This window comes from Halomonas sp. H10-59 (genome assembly GCF_040070555.1).
GTDB lineage: Bacteria > Pseudomonadota > Gammaproteobacteria > Pseudomonadales > Halomonadaceae > Halomonas > Halomonas litopenaei.
On the sequence record NZ_CP098828.1, the window covers coordinates 727,985 to 750,250 of the forward strand.

Consider the following 22,266-nt stretch of genomic DNA (forward strand, 5'->3'; position numbering starts at 1 on the left):
GTTGTTGAACGTGCTAGCGGACCAGCCACTGCATCAGCTTGAGCACCTTGTGGGTGGTGCTGGTGTAGGGCGGTATCAACAGTTTCATGCTGTCGAAGGGGCCCTGACGGTAGACCGGGCGCATCTTGGAGAAGGTGATGAAGCCGTCGCGGCCGTGGTAGTGACCCATGCCGCTATCACCCACACCACCGAACGGCAGGTCATGCTGGCCCACGTGCAGAAGGGCATGGTTGACCGAGACGCCGCCCGACTGGATACGCTCGATGTAAAGGTCCACCAGCGCCCTGTCCTGGGAGAACGGATACAGCGCCAGCGGACGAGGACGTGCGTTGATGTAGTCGATGACTTCTTCCGGCTGGCGGTAGGTCTTGACCGGCAGCAGCGGACCGAAGATTTCGCGCTGCATGATCTCCATGTCATCGGTCACGTCCAGCACCAGGTGCGGGGCGAACTTGCGTGTCTCAGGGTCGCTTTGCTGTTGCGACAGGGGAATCACCCGCGCGCCCTTGGCCCTGGCGTCCTCCAGGGTCGCCTCGAGCCGGGCGAAGGAGGCGTCGTCGATGATCGAGGTGTAGTCGGGACTAGAGAGGTCGGGGTAGCGGTGTCCGACGATGCCCTTGGCGGCGTCGACCAGGGCATCCACGCTACCTTCCGGGAGAAACAGGTAGTCCACCGTGGTACAGATCTGGCCGGCGTTGAGCAGCTTGACGAACAGGATTCGCCGAGCGGCCTCGGCCAGGGAGAAGTCCGGGGCGATGATTGCCGGCGCCTTGCCGCCCAGTTCCAGGGTGACCGGGGTCAGGTTGTCGGCGGCGTTGGCCATGACCTTGCGCCCGGTGGCGGTGGACCCGGTGAACACCAGATGGTCGAAGGGCAGGCGGGTGAAGTGAGGCCCCAGCTCGCCGTCGTCGGCGAAGAACTTGAGCTTTTCCTCGGGGAAGTAGTCGGGGCTTAGGTCGATCAGCAGCTGGGCCAGTCGGGGAGAACGATCCGACATCTTGACCAGCGCCCGGTTGCCGGCGGCGAAGATGCCGATCAAGGGGGCGAGGCTCAGGTTCAGCGGAAAGTTCCAGGGCACCAGCACGCCGACGACGCCCAGCGGTTGCGGGATGACGCTGTTGCGTGCACCGAAGTAGAGGCTGTGGTCGACCCGGCGGCGCTGGGGCTTCATCCACGACTTCAGGTGCTTGATGGCGTCCTTGATATCGCCGAGCACCACCACGAACTCGCAGAACAGGGTCTCCTCGCGGGAGCGATTGCCGAAGTCGTCGCTGATCGCCTGGACGAACGCCTCCTGGTGGTCCTTGAGCATGTTGGCCAGGGCCTTGAGGTGGCCGATGCGCTCCCGGTAGCTTGGCACCGGCGCCGCCAGATAGGCGCTTCGCTGCTGGTGGAAGGACTGCTCAAGCTGATCGAGGGTGCGGGGATCGGGTGACATCAGGGGGGCATTCATGCGTCGACTCCAGAGGTCTCGGTGGTCGTTGTGGCGGCGTCGCTGGCAATCAGGCCATGCAGGTCGCCGTGGCCGTCCAGCGCCGAGCAGGAGCCCGGCAGGGGCTTGGAAAAGTGGACGCGCGACACCTCGGCGGCCCGTCCTTCATCGAACACAGGCTCCTCGGCCCAGGCGTACTCCGCCAGGGCGAGGATGGTCAGCGAAGGGTTCACCCCCAGGTTGCCGGGAATCAGCGAGCCATCGATGACCCTCAGATTGTGGTAGCCGAAGGCGCGACCGCGATCATCGACGACGCCATCCTCGGCGCTGGTGCCGATGGCGACGCCGCCCATCAGGTGGGCGGTGCTGGGGGCGCCGGAGAGCACTTCGGTGGCCACGTTGCCGGCCTCGCCGCCACCGGCGGCCTCGACGAAGTGACGCGCCGCCTCGTGGGCGATGGGGAAGTAGTTCGACAGCGCCCGGTCATCCTTGTCCTGGTATACCGACCAGCCGGGCTTGAACATGGTGTACCAGGGGCGCTGGCTCTTCAGGTGGACGTAGGTGTCCCTGGTCTGCATCACCAGAAAGATGATCGAGTGTTTCGACTTGCCCACCGGGTTGAGCATTCGCAACGTGGTCAGCGGCTGGCGCAGGATATTGATCAGCATGCTGACCGAGCGCGGCACCTGACCATGGGTATCGGTCAGCGGCACGGCGCTCTGCAGCGCGAAGGTGGCGTCGCCGTAGCGGGGGAAGCGGTTGATCTCGATACGGGTCTCGTCGTCGGGATCGAACATCGAGGTGATGGTCGGGCCGTGGCAGATTTCCTGGGGCTGGCCGCTGGCGTCGGCGAACCTGGCGGTGTTGACGATCAGCGTCTCGGAGTTGGTGCGGACCTCTCGTCCCAGGCGCGATGACAGCCGGGGCAGGGTCTGGTCCTGGTCCCTGGCCTTGAGCAGCAGCGGGATGGTGCCGAATACGCCGGCGGACAGCACCAGGCCCCGGCAGCGCAGCCGGTAGGGCTTCTTGGCGAACCAGGCGGTGGAGGACTGCACCGTGATCTCGTAGCCGGCGCTGCCGTCGCGCTGTCCCTTGGCATCGGGCAGCGCCTCGATGCGCGTGACCTCACTCTCGGCGCGTATTTCCACGCCGTTGCGTTCGGCAAACCACAGGTAGTTCTTGACCAGAGTATTCTTGGCGTTGTGGCGACAGCCCATGGTGCAGCCGCCACAGTATTGACAGCTGTTGCGCTCGGGGCCGTCACCGTCGAAGTAGGGGTCGCCTCGCTTGGCGCCGCTGGCGTCGTCGGGGTCCTCGGGAAACAGCACCCCGGTATTGACCGTCTGGTAGGTGTGTTCGCGGCCCATGCGCCTTGCGGTTTCCTGCAGCGCTTCGTCGGCGGCGTTCTCGTAGTGGCTCTTGGTGACACCGAGCATGCGCTGGGCCAGGCCGTAGAAGGGCGCCAGGCGTTGCTTCCAGTCGCCATGGACCCGGGTCCAGGACTCGGCGGCAAAGACCTCGTCCTTGGGGATCAGGTGCACATTGGCGTAGACCAGCGAGCCGCCACCGACGCCGACGCCGTGCAGGGCGGTGATCTTGCGGGTCAGGCTGATCTGCAGATTGCCGGTCAGACCGAGCCTGGGGGCCCACAGGAATTTTTTCAGGTTCCAGGAGTTGTCCGAAAATTCCTCGTCCTTCCAGCGCCGGCCCTTCTCCAGCATCAGCACGCGATGGCCCTTTTCCGAGAGCCTCAGCGCGCTCACCGAGCCACCGAAGCCGGTGCCGATGATGATCTGGTCATAGTCGAAACGGTCGTCTTGGCTGGACGTCATGGACTGGCCCCTCACGCTGACGTTGTTGTCTACACCGAGCATAGTGAAGGCAGGGCCGGGCGGATTGACCGAAGGCGCGCGCTATTTGACAGATCGCGCAATATCGAGCGTTTCGGTCTTATGCTTTCGTCGCCATTGGGCGGGACTCTCGCCCATGATTCGCTTGAAGCTGCGGGTCAGGGCGCTCAATTGGCTGTAGCCAAGCAGGTCGGCGATCTCGGTCAGGCTCAGTTGGGTGTCGAGCATGTAGACCCGCGCGCTGCGCATGCGCACGCGATCGAGCAACTGCTGGAAGCTCAGGCCGCGCTTGAGCAGGCGGTCCTGGAGGGTACGCGGTGGTACGTCCAGGGCCTGGGCCACGGCCTCCAGGCTGACCTGATCGAGCGGCAGCAGGTTGGTGATGATCCACTCCACCTTGCTTTCGATGTCGTCCCAGCGATGACGGTGCATCAAGGAGTTGATCAGGTGCCGCAGGGCCGGACTGCCTCCGGCGATGGCGTGGTCGAGACAGCTGCGGTCGAACACCAGGGTGTTCTCGGGATGATTGAAGCGCAGCGCCGAGTGCAGTTGCTGGGTGTAGGGTTCGAGGTCTCGTGGCTCCTCGCCGCACAGGTAGACGGCGCGTAGCTTGATCGGCTCGCCGTAGAGAAAGGTGAGGATGTTGTAGGCGCCCATCAAGGTATTGTCGTTGTGCTGGCGTGATGGGGCACTGCGCCCGGGCACACGATAGGTGAAGTGGTAGTAGGCCTGGTCATCGCGCTCCTCGAGACGCACATCGAGTCCTTGCACGTGGCGGCCGATTTCCTCGGCCACGGTGACCATCGCCTCGCGCAGGGTGGCGCACTGCTGGATCAGCAGGCCCACCATGCCCAGCATCGAGATATTCTGGTAGCGCCCGAGCAGCAGGCCGAAGTGGCGACAGCCGCTCATCTGGGCACCCAGTTCGAGCAGGTCGATCTTGGTGGCCACCGGAATCAGGCGGTCCGGCCGGTCGAGGTAGTCCGGCGGCAACGACAGTCGTGCCAGCGCCTGGTCGGCATCGACACCCTGCTCGTCGAGCAGGGTACGGTAGCCGGTCAGGGCCGCGGCACGCACCATGGGCTGCATGGGGGTATCTCCGGGACAGGGTGTGATCAGTATATCGCTCTGTGCGCGGGGCCGCGCTTGGTCAAAAGATATAGATGCCAGGCGTCTAATATGCCGAAGCGGGAGGTGCTGGTATACGCCGGCGGCGCCCCGCAGGGCGCCGCCGATGATGGAGCGAGTGTCGAGCTGCGCCGAAAAGGCGTCCCGGACTCAGCGATAGGTGTCCTTGAAGCGATCGCGCAGCTGATTCTTCTGCACCTTGCCCATGGTATTGCGCGGCAGGCTGTCGACGAAGAATACCCGCTTGGGCTGCTTGTAGCGGGCCAGCTTGTCGCTCAGCGCGGCGATGACGTCGGCCTCCTCGGGCGAGGCGCCTTCGGCGGGCACCACCACCGCGGTCACCCCTTCGCCCAGGTCAGGGTGGGGCAGGCCGATGACCGCGGATTCGGCGACGCCGTCCATCTCGTCGATATGCCCCTCGACCTCCTTGGGGTAGACGTTGTAGCCGCCGGAGATCACCAGATCCTTGTCGCGTCCGACGATCTGCACATAGCCTCGCTCATCGATCTGGGCCAGGTCGCCGGTGATGAAGAAGCCATCTTCCAGCAACTCCTCGGCAGTCTTCTCGGGCATCCGCCAGTAGCCCTGGAACACATTGGGGCCACGCACCTCGAGCATGCCGATCTCGCCCTGGGGCAGCGGCGTATGGTCACCACCCTCACGGTCGGTGATGCGTACCTCGACGCCGGGCAGCGGCATGCCCACGGTGCCGGCGATGCGATCACCGTCGTAGGGGTTGGAGGTGTTCATGTTGGTTTCGGTCATGCCGTAGCGCTCGAGGATGGCGTGGCCGGTGGCGGCCTCGAAGGCCTCGTGGGTCTCCGCCGTCAGCGGCGCCGACCCCGAGGTGAACAGGCGCATGCGGGCGGTGGCCTCGCGGGTCAGGCGGGGATCCTTGAGCAGCCGGGTGTAGAAGGTCGGCACCCCCATCATGGTGGTGCCTTCGGCTATTTCCTCGAAGATGACGTCCGGGTCGAACTTCGCCAGGAAGCGCATGCTGGCGCCGGCCATCAGGATCACGTTGCAGGCCACGAACAGCCCATGGGTATGGAAGATCGGCAGGGCATGGATCAGCCGGTCGTGCTCGTCGAAGCGCCAGGCCTCGACCAGCGACTCGGCGTTGGAACCAAGATTGCGATGGCTCAGCATGGCGCCCTTGGAGCGGCCGGTGGTGCCGGAGGTGTAGAGGATCGCGGCCAGGTCATCCGGCCCGCGCTCGAGCATCTCGGTGACCGGTGTGGCCGCCTCGGCGGCCTCCATCAGGCTACCGTCGGCGGCGGTGCCCAGGGATTCGACTCGGGCGCCACCGCAGGAGGCAGCGACCTCGCGGGCGGCCGTGAGTGAATCCGGGCGGCAGACGAACAGGGCGGGTTCGGCGTCACCGAGGAAGTAGCGAATCTCCTCGCTGGTGTAGCCGGTATTGAGCGGCAGGTAGACTCCGCCGACCTTGAGGCTCGCCAGGTACAGAAGGATCGCCTCGGGGCTCTTGTCGACCTGGACGGCGACCCGGTCACCGGGCCCCACGCCGAGCGCGACCAGCGCCCCGGCGAGCCTGGCCACCGCTTCCAGCGCATCGCTGTAGCGGTAGTCACGGCCTTCGCGGGTGGTGATGAAGGGCGCGTCGCCACGCTCGGTCATGCGCTTTTCAAAGGTGGCAAAGAGGTTGTGATTCATGTGACGGGATCTCCCTTCAAGTGCTTGCGGGCGCGACGACGCTGGTCCCTGACCTGAGACGAGCAGGCCACCTTGCCTTCGGTGGTGTAGCGCTCATGGTTGCCTTCGATGTCGTCGAGCACGTAGAGATAGTTGACCATCAGTGAGCCGAACTGTGACAGCCCCCGGCGAGAGGTATCACCGAGCCAGTTGATGCGGTGCAGTTCGGCGCCATTGCCGAGATGGAAGCGAGCGACGGTATTCAGCGGCAGATTGCGCGCGTTGCGCTCCTTGGTGAGGTAGTGAGCGGCCAGCGGCTTGATCACCTCACCCAGGGCCTTGCTGCGCTCGGGGTCCTCGAGCCAGTCGTCCTGATCGAGCTCGGCCAGCAGGGCGCGGGTGTCGTCGTCGAGGCGACCGCGTTGGTCCTGGCGCTCGGCGTCCAGCCAGGCGCGAAAGCCGGGTACCGGTGACAGGGTGACGAAGTTCTTCAGCCGCGGCAGTTCCGACTTCAGCTCCTTGACCACCTGTTTGATCAGGAAGTTGCCGAAGGAGATGCCGCGCAGGCCGACCTGGCAGTTGCTGATGCCGAAGAAGGCCGCACTGTCGGCGTCTTCGGCCTCGATGGCCTCGTGGTTGGCGTCCAGGATCGGCTGGATGCGCTCGGGCATGCCCCTGGTCAGGGCCACCTCCACGAAGATCAGCGGCTCGTCGCCGATGGCCGGATGAAAGAAGGCGAAGCAGCGCCGGTCCCGGGCGTCGAGGCGCCTGCGCAGGTCGTTCCAGTCGCAGATCTCGTGCACCGCCTCGTAGCGGATGATCTTCTCCAGTACCGCCGCCGGGGTGTTCCAGTCGATCCGCTTGAGCACCAGAAAGCCACGATTGAACCAGGACGCGAACAGGTGGGCGAAGTCGGCATCGAGCGCCTCCAGCGCCGGGAAGGCCTTGAGCCGGGGCAGCAGGTCCTCGCGCATGCGCACCAGCTCATAGGTGCCGCCGGCGGTCAGGTTGAGCCGGCGCAACAGCTCCTGGCGCTGCGGTTCGCAGGCCTCGAACAGTCGCTGCAGGTCGACATTGCCGCGACTGTCCCGGTAGCACTCGTAGGCGCCGTCGACGGCCTCGGGATCGGCACTGAACTGCTCGGTCAGGCACTGGAAGAAGCGCGTCTTCTCGTCTTCATCGAGGCAGCTGTAGCCGTCCAGGGCCTGGCCGGCCAGGGCGATGCTGGAGGCCTCGCCATCGCTTTCCAGAAGCTTGCGACAGGCGTCGATCACCTGGGTATGTTCCAGCGGCGGGCCATCGCCCCGGCGTCTGAGCAAGGCGTCACGCTGGGTGATACTGGAGAACAGTTCCTGCAGAAAGCTGAAGTTCATCGGGGACATCTCCTCGGGGCTGGGCCAGGTGGGAGCGGGCCTGGTGGCCCGCTGGTCACACGCGTCGGCGTCGGGATCATCCGGCGCTCTCCATGATCAGGTCCGGCAGCCAGGTGGCGATGCCCGGGAAGAAGCACAGCAGCACGATGCCGAGCACCATGCACAGGGCGTAGGGTAGGCTGCCGAGCAGGATGTCCTTGAGCGCGATATCCGGTGCGATCCCCTTGATGATGAACAGGTTAAGGCCCACCGGTGGGGTGATCAGGCCGATCTCCAGGTTGATGGTCAGGATCACCGCGAACCAGTAAGGGTCGAAGTTGGCCGCCAGAATGATCGGCAGCAGGATCGGCGCGGTCATCACGATCACCGCCACCGGCGGCAGGAAGAAACCGGCCACCAGCAAGAAGACGTTGATGATCCCCATCAGTACCCAGCGATTGACCTCCAGTGACGCGATCGCCTCGGCCACCGTCTGGGTGATGAACAGCGACGACAGGGCGTAGGCGAAGATCTCGGCGCAGGCGATGATCAGCATGATCATCACGCTCTCGCGCAGGGCGTCGCGCATGATGGTGGTGAGCGGTTTCACCTGCCACATGCGGTAGACCACGATGGCCAGGGCCAGACACAGGAAGGCCCCGGCGCCGGCCGCCTCCGAGGGCGTGGCGACACCGCCGTAGAGGGCGAACAGGATACCGCTGACCACCACCAGGAAGGGCAGCACCCGCACCAGCGCCTTCATGTTGGTCTCGACGTTCCTGGCGACGGTGTCCTTGAGCTCGCGGGCGGCGTCGGCGACGGGGCTGGGGGTGTCATAGCCACCGGCCAGCTTGCACGCGATCAGCGTCCAGGCCATGAACAACAGCGCCAGCATGATGCCGGGCAGGGCGCCGGCGATGAACAGCCGTCCGATCGAGGTCTCGGTGGAGATGCCATAGACGATCATGGTGACCGAGGGCGGAATCAGGATGCCCAGGGTGCCGCCGGCGGCGATGCAGCCAGCCGCCACGCCGTCGGGATAGCCGCGCTTGCGCATCTCGGGGATACCCAGCTTGCCGATGGCGGCGCTGGTGGCAGGCGACGAGCCGGACAGGGCGGCGAAGATCGAGCAGGCGCCGATATTGGAAATGGCCAGTCCCCCCGGCACCTTGCCGAGCCACAGGTCCAGCGAACGATAGAGGTCGCGGCCGGTGGGGGAGGAAGCCACGGCGGCGCCCATCAGGATGAACATCGGAATCGCGACGAAGCCGAACGACGCCAGGCTGCCGAAGAAGGTCTCGCCGAAGTAGGTCAGCTCGCTGACGCCCCGGTCCATCACCAGGGCGGCGAGGGACACGCCGCCGAGGGCGAAGGCGATGGGCGTGCCGATGGCCATCAGCACGAACAGGGCGGTAACGATAAGGATGCCACTGGTAACTGGATCCATCAGCGTGCTCCTCCCAGTATTTCCGCCAGGTACTGCAGCGCCAGCAGGGTCGAGCCCAGTGCCAGCGGCACCAGCGCCGGCCACAGCGGCGGATTCCATACCGTGCCGGTGGTCCAGCCTCCGTGGTAGGCCTCCAGCAGGTAGAGCCAGGAGCCGTAGGCCAGGGCGATGCAGAAGGCCAGGCCGCACAGCGAGGCGATCAGGTTCATGGCGCACTTGATGCCGCCCTTGAGCGCATCGGGCAGCACCGTGACCGCCACCTGGCCGCCGGTCAGCAGCACATAGGGGGCGCCCAGCAGCATCGCGCCGGTGATCGAGAAGATCGCGAATTCGGTCTGCCAGGTGGTGCTTTCACCGAGCAGGTAGCGCACGAAGATCATGTGGCAGACGGCCAGCACCCCTGCAAAGAGGGCGGCGCCGGCCACCACTGCCATAGCGATGGATAGCCGGTCCATCAGCCGACAGAAAGCGCCCACCGGGCCGGAGGCATGTCGCCGGGAACCGGGGGCTGCGGGTGCAGAGACGTGAGGGGGAGAGTGGGACGGTGTGTGTGACATGGAGCCTCCGAGGTGACACGACAGCGACGAACGACGAGGCGCGGCCAGCGGCCGCGCCCACCTCGGTCTATTCCACCGCCAGGGCGGCGTCGATCAGTGCCTGGCCGTTGTCGACGTTCTCGGCAAAGCTCTTGTAGGCGCTCTCTTTCGCTACCTCGAGCCAGGCGTCGTAGTCTTCCTGGGACATCTGGACCACTTCGACGCCGTTTTCCTCGAACACTTCCACCATGGTCTGGTCGAGCTGGGCGGCCTGCTCGGCGAAGTACGCCTCGGCCTTCTCGCCAGCGTCGATCAGTGCCTGCTGTTGCTCCTCGTTGAGCCCGTTCCAGCTCTGCTCGGAGATCAGGATCGGCTCGTACATGAACCACAGGGCGTTCTCGCCCGGCGCCGTCAGGCAGCTGACCTGCTCGTAGATGCGATAGGAGACGAAGGAACCCGACGAGGTGTTGGCGCCGTCGAGCACGCCGGTCTGCATGGCGGTGTAGATCTCCGACGAAGGCATCGAGGCGATGGAGGCGCCGGCGGTGGCCAGCATCTCGTCGAACGCCGGGCCAGCCGCGCGCATGGTCTGTCCCTGCACCGTGTCGGGCGAGGTGATGCACTGCTGGTTGGAGGCGAAGCCGCCGGCCAGCCAGGCGTCGGCCAGCACCCGGGCGCCGGCGTCCTCGATCACCTGCTTGATCATGTCCATGAACTCGGAGTCGTTGAGGCGCTGGGCACGCTCGTGATTGCGCACCAGACCCGGCATCAGGGTGGCCGAGAATTCGGGGTGGCGGCCGCTGGCGTAGTCCAGCGGCAGCGAGGTCATGTCCAGGCGGCCGCGTACCAGCGCGCCCCACTGCTCCTTGGCCTTGAACAGCGACTGACCGGGATAGACCTGCAGGGCCAGGTCGACGTCGGCGGCTTCGACCTCCTTGGCCATCAACTGGACCATTTCGTCGCGCACGTCGCCCTGGCCACCGGGAAACTGGTGGGACACGCGCAGGGTGGTCTCGGCGCTGGCAATGGACGCGCTGGCGGTGGCGATGGCGGCGACGGCGAGAGTGAGAGCTTGGCGTTTCATGGTGACTCCTCGAGGCGTTGTTGTTGTGATGATTGTTGTAGTGGGTGTTGTAGCGAGCGTGATGATCAGTGTTGTGGTGGTGGGATAAACGCGCCGAGGTCGGCGCGGGGGATAGAGGTCAAACATTTTTTATCTGCTATGATGTATACATCAATAGCCAGCATGTATATTCCTGTCAATTCGTAGGGCTTAGACCATGGTGGAGTGAGGGCGCCGAGGGGTCAGTCGCATCAGGACAGGATATGCTGGAACGATTCGAGTTCAGCCAAGGGACAGCCAGGGGACAGCCATATGAGCAAGAAGCCCTCCAACGCCCAGCGTCTGCGGGACTCTCTCGAGGACGACATCATTAATGGTCGGCGCACGCCGGGTGAGCGACTGGACCCCGAAGAGCTGTGCAGGACCTACCAGGTATCGCGTACCCCGGTGCGCGAGGCCATCCAGCAGCTGGTGGCCAGTGGCCTGGTGACCGTCTACCCCAAGAAGGGCACCTTTGTCGCCAGGCTAGGGCTCGAGCGACTGATCGAGATGTTCGAGGTGATGGCCGAACTCGAGGGCATGTGCGGTCGACTGGCGGCGCGGAGAATCTCAGCCGATGAACTCAAGGCCCTGCGCGACGCCTTCGAAGGATGTCGCCGCGCCGGCGAGACCGGTGACAGCGACGACTACTACTACGAGAACGAAGCCTTCCACAGCGTCATCTATCAGGCCAGCCACAACGCCTTCCTGGCCGAAGAGGCCCAGACCCTCAAGCAGCGGCTCAAGCCCTATCGACGCCTGCAATTGCAGGTGCGTTCACGCATGCAGAGCTCGCTCGATGAACACCGTGAGGTGCTCCAGGCGATCGAAGCCGGTGATGCCGAGAGCGCCGAGCGCATCCTGCGTGACCACGTGCTGATCCAGGGCGAGCGCTTCAGCGACTTTGTCTCCAGCGTGCGCAAGCTGGAGGAGGGTGGGGGCGAGTTGCGACGCGCCACTGCCTCGAACTAGCCGGGCTCTGCCGTACCGGGATGGTGGTGTCGCAAGCAATGTCGCTTGACGACCACCACAGGCAGGGCCGAGGGTAGTCGGCATCCCACTTGCCAGCCTGAGGTAGCAGCCCATGTTTCCTGCCTTTTCCGGGCGCTATGCGTCCCTGCCCGATCGTATGCGCGCCGAGATGGCGCCCACCCCTGTGGCGGCGCCGCGTCTGCTGGCCTTCAATCGTCCGCTGGCCGAGGCGCTGGGTTTCGACCTTGACGCCTTCGACGCGACCCGTGCCGCCGAGGTGCTCGGTGGCAACGCCGTGCCCGATGGAGCGACGCCGATCGCCGCGGCCTACGCAGGGCATCAGTTCGGCAACTTCGTGCCACAGCTCGGCGATGGTCGGGCGATCCTGCTGGGCGAGCTAGCCCATCGAGACGGCGGCCTGCGTGAGGTCCAGCTAAAGGGCGCCGGACGCACGCCCTTTTCCCGCGGCGGTGATGGTCGCGCGCCGATCGGACCGGTGCTGCGCGAGTATCTGGTGTCAGAAGCCATGGCCGCACTGGGGGTGCCCACCACCCGGGCGCTGGCGGCGGTGGCCAGCGGCGAGCAGGTGGTGCGCCAGATGGTGGAGCCCGGGGCGGTACTGACCCGGGTAGCCTCGAGCCATGTGCGGGTCGGCACCTTTCAGTATTTTGCCGCCCGCCGTGACAGCGAGGCGCTGTCGCTGCTGGTGGACTTCTGCATCGAGCGACACTACCCCGAGCTGGCCGACTTGCCCGAGGCCGAGCGCGCGCTGGCGCTGGTCGAGGCGGTGGTCGAGCGCCAGGCCAGCCTGGTCGCCCAGTGGAAGGGGCTCGGCTTTATTCATGGGGTAATGAACACCGACAACTGCGCGATCTCGGGGGAGACCATCGACTATGGTCCCTGCGCCTTCATGGACGCCTTCCACCCGCACAGGGTGTTCAGCTCCATCGATGAGCGCGGGCGCTACGCCTGGGACAACCAGCCGGCCATCGCCCAGTGGAACCTGGCGCGCCTGGCCGAGACGCTGCTGCCGCTGATCAGTGACGATCAGGAGCGAGCGGTGGCGCTGGCCACCGAGGCCATCGAGGCCTTCGCCGAGTGCCATGACGCCGCCTGGACGGCGGTGCTGCGTGCCAAGCTGGGACTCGGGGCTGATGACTCGCAAGGCCAGCCGGAAAGCCGCTCGACCGATGGGCAGGGGGGCCCGTTGGCAGACGAGGACCTGGCCCTGGGCGAGGACTTCCTCAAGGCCATGGAAGAGGGCAACGCCGACTTCACCCTGAGCTTTGCCCATCTGCCCCGGGCGCTGGTCGGCGATGAGGCAGCGCTTGCCGAGGGCTTCGAGCGCAGTGGCAGGCTCGAGGCCTGGCTGCCGCGCTGGCGCGAGCGTCTGGCCCGTGAAGGCGTCGCCGACGAGGTCGTCGGCGCGCGCCTGGCGGCGGCCAACCCCCAGGTGATACCGCGCAATCATCTGGTCGAGAAGGCCATTCGCGCCGCCATCGATGACGACGACCTGAGCGTATTCGAGACGCTGCTCGCCGCCGTGACCCGGCCCTACCAGACCCCGGACGATACCAGCCTGCTGGCCCCGCCCGGGCGCGACGAGCGAGTGCTCAGAACCTTCTGCGGTACCTGAGGGGCCCCACCGGCAACGTCGTCGCCGGTGGGCTGCTCGCCAGCAGGACTTACGCCGACAGAACTTTCGCCAGCACGGCTCGCGCCGGCTACTGCGGTGCCTGGCTGGCCTGCAGGGTGCGCGTCAGCAGTGCCCGCAGGGCGGCCGGGCGCACCGGCTTGAGCAGCAGCTGGTAGCCGCCGCGGCGGACCTCTTCGGCCACCTCCTCGGTGCGGTCGGCGGTGATCACGATACCGGGCACCGCGCCGGTCAGGCGCTCGCCCAGGGCGTCCAGCGCCATCAGACCGGTGACCTCGTTGTCCAGGTGATAGTCGGCGAGGATGGCGTCGGGGTCGTCGTCCAGATGGCGCAGCACCGACTTGGCGCCGCCGATGGAGGTGGCGGTGAACACCTCGCAGCCCCAGCCCGACAGCATCGCCTTCATGCCCTCGAGGATCAGCGACTCGTTGTCGATGCACAGGATGCGCTTGCCGTCGAGCTTGCTGGCGACCTTGCGCGCAGGCCGGGAGTCCGTGTCCTCGGCCGGGGCCCTGGCCTCGACCCTGGGAACGCTGACCGAGAATACCGTGCCCACGCCGACCCAGGAGCGCACCCTGATGGGGTGGTCGAGCACCCGGCTCATGCGGTCGGCGATGGACAGGCCGAGGCCCAGCCCCTTCTCGCTTTCCTTGTGGCGCGAGGCCTGATCCAGGCGACGAAACTCCTGAAAGATCTCGGCCTGCTTGGCCTCGGGGATGCCGGGGCCGCTGTCCCATACCTCGATCAACAGGCGCTCACCGCGCCGGCGAATGCCCAGCAGCACCCGGCCTTCCTGGGTGTAGCGGATGGCGTTGGACAGGAAGTTCTGGATGATTCGGCGCAGCATCTGGCTGTCGCTGTCCACCCACAGGGCCGATCCCACCACCTTGAGATCCAGGCCGCGGTCTTCGGCCATTACCGCGAACTGGGCCTGCAGCGGACGCAGGATGTCGGTCAGCGCAAAATGGCTGCGTCTGGGGGTCAGCGCGCCGGCGTCCAGCTTGGAGATGTCCAGCAGGGTGCCGAGCAGCTCTTCGGCGGACTGCAGTGAGCTGTCGATATGGCCGATGGTGCGCTTCATGTCCTCGGCGCCCATGTCCTGGGACAGCGCCGAGGTAAATAGCCGCGCCGCGTTGAGCGGCTGCAGCAGGTCATGGCTGGCTGCGGCCAGGAAGCGCGTCTTGGAGGCGTTGGCGTCCTCGGCCACCTGCTTGGCCTGGCGCAGGGCCTGCTCGGCTTCGGCGCGCACCCGGTTCTCCTGGCGCAGCGCGGCGTTGGCTTCGGACAGGGCCAGGGTGCGCGAGCGTACCCGCTCCTCCAGGGTCTCGTTGGTTTCCTTGAGGGCGATCTCGGCCCGCCGGCGCTCGGTAATGTCCTGATAGAGCGCGAAGAAGCCGAGGATCGCGCCGCTGTCGCCGAAGTGCGGAGTATAGGTCACCAGCATGTAGCGCAGGCCTTCGTTGGTGATCTCGAGCGAGACTTCGAAGCTGACCCTTTCACCACTCAGGGTGCGCTGAATCCAGGGAATGCGCTCCTCGGCCATGGTCTCCGGAATCACCTGGGTCACCTTCTTGCCGATGACCTCGTTGCGGTTGATGTTGAAGGCCTGCTCGTAGGCACGGTTGGTAAAGAGGTAGCGACACTCCCGGTCGAAGTAGGCGATCAACGCCGGCACGTTGTCGGTATAGATGCGGATATTGTTTTCCGAGCGGATCAGCGCTTCTTCGGTGCGTTTCTGCTGGGTGATGTCCTGATAGGTGTAGACGAAGCCGCCACCGGGCATGGGGTTGCCCTGGACCTCCAGCACGCTGCCGTCCTGGCGATATCGCACGTAGCGGTGGGGCTGGCCTTCACGGATATTGTCGAGCAGCAATTCCACGTGCTCTTCCGGGTCGCCGGGGCCGTACTCGCCGTTATGGGCGTTGTAGCGGAAGATGCGGTCGATCGGGGCGCCGACACGGATCAGGTGGTCAGGGAAGCGGAACAGCTCCAGATAGCGCTGGTTCCACACTACCAGGCGCAGGTTCTGATCCACCACGCTGATGCCCTGGTTGATGTTCTCGATGGTGGCCTGGAGCAGGGCACGATTGAACTCCAGCACCTGGGAGGCCTCATCGACGATGGAGATGACGTCGGAGATGCCGATGCCACGCCCCTGCAGCGCCGAGTTGACGACGATGCGCGCCGACGAGGCGCCCAGCACCGAGGCCAGAAAGCGCTCGGTGAACTGGATCACGTCGATGGACGCTCGGGCACTGTCTTCCAGCGCCTTGCCGTTGCGCCGGGCGTAGTCCGAGAAGGCGCGGTCGACCTGGCCGGCGCTGAGAAAGCGCTGGCACAGCACCTTCAGGTCGCCGACCGTGGTAGCCCCGGTCCAGGGGCGATTGACCGAGGTCTGGCGGGTCTCGACGCTGTCGACGAACAGCGACGCCTGAATCCGTTCCACCACCCGCTGAGGGGTTACCTGGGAGACAAAGATGTAGGCCACCAGGTTGACCCCCAGCGACAGCATCACGCCGTGGGTAAAGCTGTCACCCACGTGCAGGCCGAACAGCGAGGTCGGTGACAGCCAGGCGATCCCCAGCGGCCCACCCTGGAGCCAGCCGGCGGGCAATACACCGGCGTTGATCATCGCTGGCAACAGCAGGGTGTAGGCCCAGATGGCGAAGCCCGCGTTCATGCCGACGATGACCCCCAGGCGATTGCCGCGCTTCCAGTAGAGCCCACCGATCAGCGCCGGGGCGAACTGGGCGGCGGCGGCGAAGGACAGCATGCCGATGGAGGCCAGCGAGGTGAATTCGCCGATCAGCTGGTAGAAGCCATAGGCCATGGCCAGGATCACGGCGATGGTAATGCGCCGTGCCCGCAGGACCAGGCGTCCGTAGTCGCGGGCCTTGGTGTCGAACCAGCGCATGCGGAACAGCGCCGGGATGACGATCTCGTTGGAGATCATGATCGAGACCGCCACGGCGGCGACGATGACCATGCCGGTGGCGGCGGAGAAACCGCCGATAAAGGTCAGCAGGGCCAGCCAGCTCTGGTTGGCGGCCATCGGCAGCGACAGCACATAGGTATCGGGTGATACGTCGGTGCCGGCGAAGATGGTCAGGCCGGCGGCGGCCAGCGGCAACACGAAGAAGGCGAACAGCACCAGGTACAGCGGGAACATCCAGCGCGCGCGGGCGGCGTCGTCGCGGTGGGTGTTCTCCACCACGGTGACGTGAAACTGACGCGGCAGACACAGGATCGCCAGCATGGCCAGCAGGGTCTGGGCCCAGAAGCTCTGGCCGAAGTCCTGCTGGGCCAGTTGCCGCTGCAGCTGCAGGTGGGTGTCGGCCCGGGTCATCAGGTCCTGCAGGCCATCGAACATGCCCCAGGTGACGTAGGCGCCGAGGATCAGGAAGGCCACCAGCTTGACCAGCGACTCGAAGGCCACCGCGTGGATCAGGCCCTCGTGGTGCTCGGTGGCGTCGGTATGGCGGGTACCGAACAGGATGGCGAAGATCGCCATGACGATGGCCACATAGAAGGCGGTGTCGCCGAACAGCGGCGCCTGGGTGATGTCGGAGGCGTCGGTGAGCACGGCAAAGGACGTGGACACTGCCTTCAACTGCAGGGCGATGTAGGGCAGGGTGCCGATCAGCGCGACCAGGCTGGCGAAGGCCGCCAGAGACTGGGTCTTGCCGTAGCGCGAGGCGATGAAGTCGGCGATCGAGGTGACGTTCTGGTGCTTGGCGACCCGCACCATCTTGGCCAGTACCGGCCAGAACAATAGAAGCGTCAGCACCGGACCGACAAAGATGCTGGCGAACGACCAGCCGGAGGTCGCCGCCTGGCCCACGGCGCCGTGGAAGGTCCAGGAGGTACAGTAGATCGCCAGCGCCAGGCTGTAGACCAGCGGGCGACGATGGCTGGCCCCCAGGTGGCGTGCACGACGATCGCCGCGCCAGGCGATGGCGAACAGCACGGCGATGTAGAGCAGTGAAACAGCGATCAATAGCCAACCGGCAAACATGGGCACCTCCTCGACGTCAGCGGCCATTCTAGGGCATTGGCGGCCTGCTCGGCAGGGGCGCAGCGTGGTTGCCTCGATTCGGGCGCCTGAAGCGCGAAGCATTGACGGAATTTTGCGCCATCAAGGGAAAGGCATTGCCTTGTCTCAAGGCCTTGAATCGCGACTAAGGTGGATTGCACCTTTGTAGTGATAGACCATCGGCTAATATTCCAGAAATGTTTATAAGTTGCTGAAATATTTCATGTAATGGTTTTCTTGGTGCGGTGCATTTATGCTTTTCGACTAAAGTTATCGTTCCAGGAAAGGCCATTTTGTCTAGTCTGCTTCTCGAGCCTTTGTGTCGTCTTTGCGGCGGCATTTGGCGATCAAACCACTTCTTGAGGGTAGCCTTATGCTAGACAAGAGCGCACAGGCCTACTGGAAACGAAACATACGAACCATCCTCGGCTGTCTGGCCGTATGGTTCATCGTCTCCTATGGCTTCGGCATTCTGCTGGTGGATGTACTCAACAATATCCAGTTCTTTGGCTTCAAGCTCGGCTTCTGGTTTGCACAGCAGGGATCCATCTACACCTTTATCGTGCTGATCATTTTCTATGCCTGGAAGATGAACAAGCTCGATGAAGAGTACGACGTCCACGAACAGTGACACCCGCAAAATAACGTCAATGAACGGGAATTGATTCCATGGATGTACAACTACTTACCTATATATTTGTAGGGGCGTCCTTCGCGCTCTACATCGGTATCGCGATCTGGTCGCGTGCCGGGTCTACCAAGGATTTCTACGTCGCCGGCGGCGGCGTCCACCCTGCCGCCAATGGCATGGCTACCGCGGCAGACTGGATGTCGGCGGCCTCTTTCATCTCCATGGCGGGCCTTATCGCCTATCTGGGTTACGACGCCTCGGTCTACCTGATGGGCTGGACCGGTGGCTACGTCATGCTGGCCATGCTGCTGGCGCCTTACCTGCGCAAGTTCGGCAAGTTCACGGTGCCGGACTTTATCGGTGACCGTTACTACTCGAATATCGCCCGTACCGTGGCGGTCATCTGCGTTATTTTCGTGTCCTTTACCTATGTCGCCGGTCAGATGCGCGGCGTCGGTATCGTCTTCGCCCGTTTCCTCGAAGTCGAGGTCAATCTGGGCGTGGTCATCGGCATGGTCATCGTGTTCTTCTACGCGGTGCTCGGTGGCATGAAGGGCATCACCTACACCCAGGTGGCTCAGTACTGCGTGCTGATCACCGCCTTCATCGTGCCGGCGGTGTTCCTGTCGATCATGATGACCGGCCACGTGCTGCCGCAGACCGGGCTCGGTGCCACCTTCGTCGATGCCGCCGGCAACGACAGCGGCCAGTACATTCTCGATCGTCTCGACGGTCTGCTGACGGATCTGGGCATCACGCCCTACACCGACGGCAGCCAGCCGATGATCAACGTGTTCTTTATCACCGCCGCCCTGATGTGCGGTACCGCGGGTCTGCCCCACGTCATCGTGCGCTTCTTCACCGTGCCGCGGGTGCGTGACGCCCGGGTCAGCGCCGGCTGGGCGCTGGTGTTCATCGCACTGCTCTACACCACCGCTCCGGCGGTCGGCGTGTTCGCCCGCACCAACATCATCGAGACGGTACACGAGACCAGCTACGAAGAGGCACCGGCCTGGTTCAAGAGCTGGGAAGGCGTGGGCCTGATCGGTTGGCTCGACAAGAACGACGACGGTCGTGTGCAGATGGGGCCGGGCGCACCGTTCGAGGGCAAGCCGACCTTCGAAAGCGGCCCGCTGGAAGAGGAAACTCCTGGCGAGCACGGGCAGCGGGTGGTGACCAATACGCCTACCGACAGCCCCAACGAGGTCTATATCGACCGCGACATCATCGTGCTGGCCAACCCCGAGATCGGCGGCCTGCCGGCCTGGGTGATCGCCTTGATGGCCGCCGGTGGCGTGGCCGCGGCGCTGTCCACCGCAGCCGGTCTGTTGCTGGTGATCTCGGCGGCGGTGTCCCATGACCTGATCAAGAAGCAGATCAATCCCAACCTCAGCGAGAAGGGGGAGCTGCTGGCGGCGCGTAGTGCTGCTGCGGTGGCGGTGGTGGTAGCCGGCTACTTCGGCATCAACCCGCCGGGCTTCGTGGCCCAGGTGGTGGCCTTTGCCTTCGGTCTTGCTGCCTCGTCCTTCTTCCCGGCGATCCTGCTTGGCATCTTCGACAAGCGCATGAACCGCGAAGGGGCCATCGTCGGCATGGTGCTGGGTCTGAGCTTCACCTTCATCTACATCGTCTACACCAAGTTCATCAACACCGATCCTTCGATCTGGTGGTTCGGCATCTCGCCGGAGGGTATCGGTACCCTCGGCATGATCCTCCACTTCGTTGTGGCCTTCGTGGTCTCGCGGGCAACCGCGGCACCGCCGGAGCACATCCAGGAACTGGTGGAGAACGTGCGTGTGCCGAGAGGCGCGGGTGAGGCCCACGCTCACTAGAGCGGGCCATCAGGCAGGGGCGTCGGCCCACCATCCGTCGCCCCCTGCCAGACGACAACACTCCCCGACCCCGGCCTCGCCGGGGTCGGTCATGGAGCAGACATGATCGACATCGACTTCACTCATCCACCGTTTTCATTGCTCGACGAGGCCGAGCGCGAGCGGGTCCTGGGCGGGCTGGATATCGCCTACTACGGGCGGGATGACGTGATCCTCGATGCAGGGCAGTCCGGCGAGTTCGTCTTTGTGATCCACAAGGGCGAAGTCGCCGAACTGGACCCGGCCGAAGGCCCCGCCGGGGGGCGCATCGGCCACTACACCGGGGGCGATCTGTTCGGTGCCATCAGCGTGATCAACGGCCAGAGCCGTTACCGCTTCGTCGCCGAAGAAGAAAGCCTGTGTTATCTGATGCCGCACACCTTGTTTCTGTCGCTGTGCGAGAACAACGCCGCCTTCTCGGACTACTTTCACCAGCGCCTGATCAGCAAGACGCGCTTGCTGGCCGAACGTCGCGCCGAGGGCGGCGTCACCCTGGCCGGATTCATGCTCGCCCGGGTGAACGAGTGCATGCGTGAGCCGCTCAAGGTCGGCTCGACGACATGCATTCGCGACGCCGTGCTGACCCTCAAGGACAAGGGCGCCGACAGCCTGCTGGTCGAGACGCCCGACGGTCCTGGCATGCTGACCAAGACCGACCTGCTCGAGGCCCTGGTGCTGGAGGGGTGCGACGGTAATGCCGAGGTCGGTGGCATCGCTCATCTGTCGCTGGTGACGGTGGATGAAAGCCAGTACCTGTTCGAGGCACTGATCGAGATGACCCGCCACAAGGTGGCCAGGGTGGTGGTGCTTCAGGGCCAGCGGCTGATCGGTGTCGTGGAGCTGACCGATGTGCTCAGCTTCTTTTCCAGCCGCAGCTACGTGGTCAGCCTGCAGGTCGAGCAGGCGACGACCCTGGCCTCCCTCAGCGAAGCAAGTCAGCGTGCGCCGGAGCTGGTCGAGGCGCTGATGGCCCAAGGGGTACGCATGCGCTTCGCCATGGGCATGCTGTCGGCGCTCAATGGGCGCATCATCAGCAAGGCCTGGCACTTCTCGATGCCGGCCCCTCAGCGCGAGCGCGCCTGTCTGCTGGTGCTCGGCAGCGAAGGGCGCGGCGAGCAGATCTTGAAGACCGACCAGGACAATGCGCTGATCCTGGCCGATGACCAGCAGTGGGACGAGCTCAGTGCAGATACCGCGCGGTTTACCAGCGTGCTCGACGATCTGGGCTATCCGCGCTGCCCGGGCAACATCATGGTCTCCAACCCCCAGTGGATCGGCACCCTTGCGCAGTGGCGAGGGCGCATCCGTCGCTGGGTCAGCGAACCCGACGGAGAAAGCCTGATGCGTCTGGCGGTGCTTGCCGACGCCTCGGGGGTGGCCGGTGACTTTGCCCTGGTGGACCGACTCCACGACGTGCTGATCGAAGAAACACGGGGCAATGAACTGTTGCTGACCCATCTGGCGAGGGGGGTGTTGCGGTTCTCGACGCCCTTGACCCTGTTTGGAACGCTGAAGAAGCCCGAGCACGGTGTCGACATCAAGAAGGGTGGGATCTTTCCCATCGTCCACGGTGTTCGCACCATGGCGCTGGAGTGCGGGCTGCGTGAGACCTCGACCCACGACCGGCTGGCGGCGCTGGCGTCACTCGGGCGCATCGAGCGAGTGGTGGCGGAGGATCTCGGCGAGGCGTTGTCGCTGTTCTGTGAGCTGCGGCTTCGGGCGCAGCTGGCCTACCGGCGCGACGATGCCCGGGCCACGGACGCCCCGGACAGGGTGGTGGTGCAGTCGCTCAATTCACTGGAGCGGGACCTGCTGCGCGAGGCGCTGCATCTGGTCAAGGAGTTCAAGGCCAGCCTGTCCCACCGCTATCACCTGGAGTATGCATGAGTGTCGAGGCAGCCCCCCAGGGCAAGCTGCCTTGGCGTCAATGGTTTCGCTTGGGAGAGTACCCGATGCTGAGAGCGATCAGGCGTGTGGCCGACAGGCGTCGGCAGGCCGATGGCGATTTCGCCTGGCTGTTCAATCCCTATACCGGCGATGAGCTGGTGTCCCTGGACTGCGAAACCACCGGTCTGGATACCCGTCATGCGGAGCTGGTGTCCATCGCTGCGGTACGCATTCGTGACGATCGCGTCTTGACCAGCGAGTCGCTGGACCTGCGGCTCGCGCGTCCTGCCAGCCTGAGTGGAGACTCCATCTGCATCCATCGCCTGCGAGGGGTCGACCTGGAAGGCGGCCTCGAGGTGCGCGAGGCCTTGACGACGCTGCTGGAATTTATCGGCAATCGCCCATTGGTCGGCTGGTGTATCGACTTCGACCTGGCCATGCTGGATCGCTACCTGAAGGCGGAGTTTGGCTTCTCGCTGCCCAACGCCACCATCGACGTGGCCCAGCAGTACCGCAAGCGGCTGCGCCGAAGTCACCCGGAAATCGAGGTGCAGCCGACCTTTGAACAATTGGCAGAGCGACTGGGAGTCCCGATCATGGGACGCCATACGGCCCTGGGCGACGCCGTCACCACCGCGCTGATGCATCTGCGCCTGGAGAGCGGGGCACTCACGGCGCCATCGCGCTGACCCGGTGCCACCCGCACCGGCAACCATTC

15 protein-coding genes are annotated in these 22,266 nt (G+C 65.0%); 6 read left to right on the plus strand and 9 right to left on the minus strand.

Annotated elements, in window-relative coordinates:
* Positions 1-13: 13 nt before the first annotated feature.
* The 8 genes from NFG57_RS03335 to dctP form a co-directional block, all read right to left on the minus strand.
* Positions 14-1,453, minus strand: a complete 1,440-nt coding sequence (locus tag NFG57_RS03335; protein ID WP_348815364.1) for a coniferyl aldehyde dehydrogenase — start codon at positions 1,451-1,453, stop codon at positions 14-16.
* Complete coding sequence (locus NFG57_RS03340) at positions 1,450-3,264, minus strand: GMC family oxidoreductase (RefSeq protein WP_348815366.1); 1,815 nt, start codon at positions 3,262-3,264, stop codon at positions 1,450-1,452. Before NFG57_RS03340 ends, NFG57_RS03335 begins: the two co-directional genes overlap by 4 nt.
* An 81-nt stretch (positions 3,265-3,345) precedes the next feature.
* Positions 3,346-4,371, minus strand: a complete 1,026-nt coding sequence (locus NFG57_RS03345; protein ID WP_045992169.1) for an AraC family transcriptional regulator — start codon at positions 4,369-4,371, stop codon at positions 3,346-3,348.
* A 189-nt stretch (positions 4,372-4,560) separates the two neighbouring features.
* On the minus strand, positions 4,561-6,084 hold the full coding sequence (locus tag NFG57_RS03350; protein ID WP_348815367.1) for a malonyl-CoA synthase: 1,524 nt from the start codon (positions 6,082-6,084) through the stop codon (positions 4,561-4,563).
* On the minus strand, positions 6,081-7,436 hold the full coding sequence (locus NFG57_RS03355; RefSeq protein WP_253029016.1) for a malonyl-CoA decarboxylase: 1,356 nt from the start codon (positions 7,434-7,436) through the stop codon (positions 6,081-6,083). Before NFG57_RS03355 ends, NFG57_RS03350 begins: the two co-directional genes overlap by 4 nt.
* 76 nt (positions 7,437-7,512) lie before the next feature.
* Positions 7,513-8,862 carry a TRAP transporter large permease gene (locus tag NFG57_RS03360; protein WP_045992166.1) on the minus strand — a complete coding sequence of 450 codons (1,350 nt, stop codon included), beginning with the start codon at positions 8,860-8,862 and terminating at the stop codon, positions 7,513-7,515.
* A complete protein-coding gene (locus NFG57_RS03365) occupies positions 8,862-9,419 on the minus strand; it encodes a TRAP transporter small permease (RefSeq protein ID WP_197037048.1) in 558 nt (185 codons plus the stop codon). The genes NFG57_RS03360 and NFG57_RS03365 overlap by 1 nt, the downstream gene beginning before the upstream one ends.
* Before the next feature lie 67 nt (positions 9,420-9,486).
* A complete protein-coding gene (gene dctP, locus NFG57_RS03370) occupies positions 9,487-10,482 on the minus strand; it encodes a TRAP transporter substrate-binding protein DctP (protein ID WP_045992164.1) in 996 nt (331 codons plus the stop codon).
* Between the two features lie 291 nt (positions 10,483-10,773).
* Between dctP and NFG57_RS03375 the strand changes: the two genes are divergently transcribed.
* Together NFG57_RS03375 and NFG57_RS03380 are read left to right on the plus strand one after the other, a co-directional pair.
* Positions 10,774-11,472 carry a GntR family transcriptional regulator gene (locus NFG57_RS03375; RefSeq protein WP_045992163.1) on the plus strand — a complete coding sequence of 233 codons (699 nt, stop codon included), beginning with the start codon at positions 10,774-10,776 and terminating at the stop codon, positions 11,470-11,472.
* A gap of 112 nt (positions 11,473-11,584) precedes the next feature.
* The gene (locus NFG57_RS03380; protein ID WP_348815368.1) at positions 11,585-13,108 is read left to right on the plus strand and encodes a protein adenylyltransferase SelO; all 1,524 of its coding nucleotides are present in this window, start codon (positions 11,585-11,587) and stop codon (positions 13,106-13,108) included.
* Between the two features lie 88 nt (positions 13,109-13,196).
* On the opposite strand, the gene NFG57_RS03385 is transcribed toward NFG57_RS03380, so the two are convergent.
* Positions 13,197-17,141 carry a NahK/ErcS family hybrid sensor histidine kinase/response regulator gene (locus tag NFG57_RS03385; RefSeq protein ID WP_213228119.1) on the minus strand — a complete coding sequence of 1,315 codons (3,945 nt, stop codon included), beginning with the start codon at positions 17,139-17,141 and terminating at the stop codon, positions 13,197-13,199.
* Between the two features lie 391 nt (positions 17,142-17,532).
* On the opposite strand from NFG57_RS03385, the gene NFG57_RS03390 reads away from it, so the two are divergent.
* From NFG57_RS03390 to NFG57_RS03405, 4 genes are all read left to right on the plus strand, one after another.
* Positions 17,533-17,790, plus strand: coding sequence for a DUF4212 domain-containing protein (locus tag NFG57_RS03390; protein ID WP_045992160.1), 258 nt, complete (start codon positions 17,533-17,535; stop codon positions 17,788-17,790).
* Between the two features lie 38 nt (positions 17,791-17,828).
* Positions 17,829-19,622 (plus strand): sodium:solute symporter family protein, encoded by a 1,794-nt coding sequence (locus NFG57_RS03395; RefSeq protein WP_108131315.1) that lies wholly within the window; start codon positions 17,829-17,831, stop codon positions 19,620-19,622.
* A 102-nt stretch (positions 19,623-19,724) separates the two neighbouring features.
* Complete coding sequence (locus tag NFG57_RS03400) at positions 19,725-21,548, plus strand: DUF294 nucleotidyltransferase-like domain-containing protein (protein ID WP_348815370.1); 1,824 nt, start codon at positions 19,725-19,727, stop codon at positions 21,546-21,548.
* A complete protein-coding gene (locus NFG57_RS03405) occupies positions 21,545-22,237 on the plus strand; it encodes a 3'-5' exonuclease (protein ID WP_308812406.1) in 693 nt (230 codons plus the stop codon). Before NFG57_RS03400 ends, NFG57_RS03405 begins: the two co-directional genes overlap by 4 nt.
* Positions 22,238-22,266: the final 29 nt, after the last annotated feature.